This window comes from Allobosea sp. CER48 (assembly GCF_044752385.1).
Classification (GTDB): Bacteria; Pseudomonadota; Alphaproteobacteria; order Rhizobiales; family Beijerinckiaceae; genus Allobosea.
Genome location: NZ_JBIWYK010000480.1, coordinates 1 through 2,279 on the forward strand (window position 1 = coordinate 1; position 2,279 = coordinate 2,279).

The 2,279-nt window shown below is 65.6% G+C and carries 2 protein-coding genes; both read left to right on the forward strand.

Annotated elements, in window-relative coordinates; all coding sequences use genetic code 11:
* Positions 1-172: 172 nt before the first annotated feature.
* Positions 173-1,135, forward strand: coding sequence for a dihydrodipicolinate synthase family protein (locus ACIPIA_RS14605; protein WP_400510590.1), 963 nt, complete (start codon positions 173-175; stop codon positions 1,133-1,135).
* Positions 1,136-1,215: 80 nt separating this feature from the next.
* Positions 1,216-2,217 carry a 4-hydroxyproline epimerase gene (locus ACIPIA_RS14610; protein ID WP_400510592.1) on the forward strand — a complete coding sequence of 334 codons (1,002 nt, stop codon included), beginning with the start codon at positions 1,216-1,218 and terminating at the stop codon, positions 2,215-2,217.
* Positions 2,218-2,279 lie beyond the last annotated feature (62 nt).

Genomic DNA, 2,279 nt, shown 5'->3' on the forward strand with positions numbered 1-2,279 from the left:
CCGCGGGATCAAGGACCTGCCGATCATTCGACCAGGCCAAACGACTCTGCCGCGGCGCCTGCCACGATCTTGTCGACAAATAATATGCAATATGGCATAACAGCATCGAGAGCGGCCGGAGCCCGTCCCGATGCGGGGCTCGGTCCAACCGCGAAACGAGCAGGAGAGCGCGATGAAGGCCAAGATTTTCTCGGGCGTGATCCCCGCCCTGATGACGCCATGCAAGGCGGATCGGACGCCCGATTTCGATGCGCTGGTGCGCAAGGGTAAGGAGCTGGTCGCGGCCGGCATGTCGGCCGTGGTCTATTGCGGCTCGATGGGCGACTGGCCCCTGCTGAACGATGCGCAACGCATGGAGGGCGTGGAGCGGCTGGTGAAAGCCGGCATCCCGGTGATCGTCGGCACCGGCGCGGTCAACACGGCTTCGGCCGTGGCGCTTGCCGCCCATGCCCAGAAGGTCGGCGCGCAGGGGCTGATGGTGATCCCGCGCGTCCTGTCGCGCGGCACGGTCGTCCTCGCCCAGAAGGCGCATTTCCAGGCGATCCTCTCGGCCGCCCCCGATCTGCCCGCGGTGATCTACAACAGCCCCTATTACGGCTTCGCCACGCGGGCTGATCTGTTCTTCGCGCTGCGGGCCGAGCATCCGAACCTCGTCGGCTTCAAGGAGTTCGGCGGCCCGGCCGACATGCGCTACGCGGCCGAGAACATCACCAGCCGGGACGACGACGTCTCGCTGATGATCGGCGTCGATACGGCCGTCTTCCACGGCTATGTGAATTGCGGCGCGACCGGCGCGATCACCGGCATCGGCAACGTGCTGCCGAAGGAAGTGCTGCATCTGTGCAAGCTCTCCGAGGCAGCAGCCCGGGGCGATGCCGAGGCGCGCCAGCGGGCGCTCGAGCTGGAGCAGGCGCTCGGCGTCCTCTCTTCCTTCGACGAAGGCCCCGATCTCGTGCTCTATTTCAAGCATCTGATGGTGTTGAGGGGCGACAAGGAATACGCCCTGCACTTCAACGAGACGGATATGCTGACCGAGAGCCAGCGCGGCTATGCCGAAGCGCAGCTGAAGCTGTTCGACAGCTGGTACGCCGCCTGGACGAAGCAGCCCGGCGCCGTGCAGAAATACGCGGCCTGACACGCGAATCTTCGACCCAACCTGCGGCCGAGGATTCAGCCCTTCGCCGCAGGCTCAAGACGTCTCCAGAGACCGGATCCATGGCCAGCTACACCTTTTCCTGCATCGATGGCCACACCTGCGGCAACCCGGTCCGCCTCGTCTCGGGCGGCGGCCCAAGGCTCGACGGCGCGAACATGCTGGAGAAGCGCGCACATTTCCTCCGGGAGTTCGACTGGATCCGCACCGGGCTGATGTTCGAGCCACGCGGGCACGACATGATGTCCGGCTCGATCCTCTACCCGCCGACCCGGCCCGATTGCGACGTCGCGGTGCTTTTCATCGAGACTTCTGGCTGCCTGCCGATGTGCGGGCATGGCACGATCGGCACGATCACGATGGGTATCGAGAACGGACTGATCACGCCACGCGAGCCGGGGCGGCTTTCGATCGACGCGCCCGCCGGCAAGGTCGATATCACCTATCGCCAGGAAGGCCGCTTCGTCGAGGAAGTACGGCTGACCAACGTGCCCGGCTTTCTCTATGCCGAAGGGCTGACGGCGGAGGTCGAGGGCCTCGGCGAGATCGTCGTCGACGTCGCCTATGGCGGCAATTTCTACGCGATCGTCGAGCCGCAGAAGAACTTCCGCGACATGGCCGACCACAGTGCCGGGGAACTGGTTGGCTGGTCGCCGAAGCTGCGCGCCGCGCTCAACGCGAAGTATGAATTCGTGCACCCCGAGCATCCGGAGATCCGGGGTCTCTCCCATATCCAGTGGACCGGCCAGGCGACCAAGCCGGAAGCCCATGCCCGCAATGCGGTGTTCTATGGCGAGAAGGCGATCGACCGCTCACCCTGCGGCACCGGCACCTCCGCGCGGATGGCTCAGCTCGCAGCCAAGGGCAAGCTCAGGGTCGGCGACGATTTCGTGCACGAGTCGATCATCGGCTCGCTGTTCAAGGGGCGCGTCGAGGCGGCGACCACCGTCGCCAACCGCGAGGCGATCATCCCCTCCATCGCCGGCTGGGCCCGGATGACCGGCATCAACACGATCTTCATCGACGATCGCGATCCGTTCGCCCACGGCTTCGTCGTGACCTGAGGCAGGCCTGCCGTTTTCGTGCAGCACTGCCTGCGAGCCGCGATCGGCGGGCGCAAGGCCAT